Here is a 1,824-nt window from a genome sequence, read left to right on the forward strand (position 1 = left end):
GTTCGCCATGTTGATTCGCTCGGCGGCCAGTTTAAGTGGGATGTTCTGGTTTTGAACATCGGCCACTAACTGATTGAGCGTTGGATCATTGAACTGTGTCCACCAATGATTGTGATGTTCGTTTTGGCTCACGCCGTCTTGGTTCACATCACCTTGGCTATATAAGAATGTCTCTGCCATGGTCGTTTGCGGTTCTTCGTAATTTGGGCCAACCGCGCAACCTGTCAGCAACAAGGCGAGCGCTATAGGAGCGACTTTAAACTTAGTTAATGGATGCATGTTTATTGCTCCTTGTTGAATGAAGTTGTATTGCCGCTGTTTGAAGGCTGAGGTGTTGCATCAAGCACAATCACGGCGTCTTTGATTGCTTCTGCTACTGTCTTTTTTTCTTCAGTTCGATAGAAAAGCTTGTACAGCGCAGGCATCACAAACAGAGACAACACGGTTGCTGCAGCTAAGCCACCGATAATGGTTGCCGCCATCTGGTCAAACAGTAGGTCGCTTAACAACGGGATCATGCCAAGTGCTGTAGTCAGTGCCCCCATTGAAATCGCCATTGTGCGGTTCACGGTTGCTTCTTTGATGGCGTCAGATAGTGATCGCCCGTTTTTACGTTCAAGTTCTATTTGGTCCATCAATACAATGCCGTTTTTGATGATCATACCTGTTAAGGTTACGGCGCCAATCAATGCCATAAATCCGAATGGTTTATCCAATAGCAATAAGCTGAATGTGGCACCCGTCGCTGCTAGCGGTAGGGTAGTGAAGATAATCACGGGTTGTTTGAATCCGTTAAACATCGCCACCAAGATGATGATCATTAACAAGATTGCTTTAGGTAGCTGTTTAAGAATATCGCTGACGGCTTTGTGCTCGTCGTAATATTCGCCCCCCCATTCAAGGCTATAACCATCAGGCAAATGAATCGCTTCAATTTGCTCTTTGACGGAGTTCCTCACCGCTGCTGGTGTGGTGTAACGACCGACACCTGCTTGTGCTGTGATGGTTTTTACACGGTCACGGCGCCAAATCATGGTTTCTTCACTGCTTAATTCAAATCCATCGACAACTTGGCCAAGTGGAACACTGTGGATGCCCAACAGAGATCGAACGGGTAACGTTTCCAATGACTGAATCGAACTCTCTGTGCCTCGCAGTTGAATTGTGACCAGTTCATCGTTTAAGTTCATACGACCCAAGGGCATGCCTTCTGAAGCTCGCTTCATCGCGAACGCAATATCCGCGCGGTTTATACCTGCGGTGCGCATCTTTTCTTGGTTGATGACAGGCTCAAATACTTTACTTTTCTGTCGCCAGTCGTCACGAACGTACTTGGTGTCTGGGTGTACTGCGAAGATTGCTTTTGCTTGCTCTGATAAGCCATGTAAGACCTCGGCATCAGGGCCTGAGAAACGAGCTTCAACGCTGAATTTATCCGCCGTCGCCAATTTTAAGCTTCTAAAGCGAGGGTCTGCGTTCGGAAACTCTTCCATTAACCATTTATCACCGCGTGCAATCAATGGGCTTAGTGACGGAAAATCAGTCGCATTAATCAAAATCTGACCGTAAGCCGGATCGAACGGTTCTGGCTCTATAGTCACGGAGAAGCGAGGAGCACCTGCGCCAACATAGGTTGAAATACTTTCGACTTCCGGCTGTTCCAACAACCATTGTTCGATTCGCTTCATGTCTTCTGAGGTTTGTTCAACCTTGGCACCGTTCGGTAGCCAGTAATCTAGGAACAGGATCGGTCGGTCGGCTTGTGGAATAAAGTTAACGGCAATGTTCGGGATAGCTAATGCAGTCACTAATATCAACGGAACC

At 47.3% G+C, this 1,824-nt stretch carries 1 protein-coding gene and 1 pseudogene; both read right to left on the reverse strand.

The window, feature by feature from the left end:
• Nucleotides 1–279: pseudogene (locus AB4496_RS24880) on the reverse strand (hypothetical protein); the annotation flags it as partial.
• Nucleotides 280–281: 2 nt separating this feature from the next.
• On the reverse strand, nt 282–1,824 hold a 1,543-nt coding region (locus AB4496_RS24885), incomplete at its 5' end, for an efflux RND transporter permease subunit (protein WP_372132484.1).

The sequence above is a fragment of the Vibrio sp. 10N.222.46.A1 genome, from assembly GCF_041473595.1.
GTDB lineage: Bacteria > Pseudomonadota > Gammaproteobacteria > Enterobacterales > Vibrionaceae > Vibrio > Vibrio tasmaniensis_A.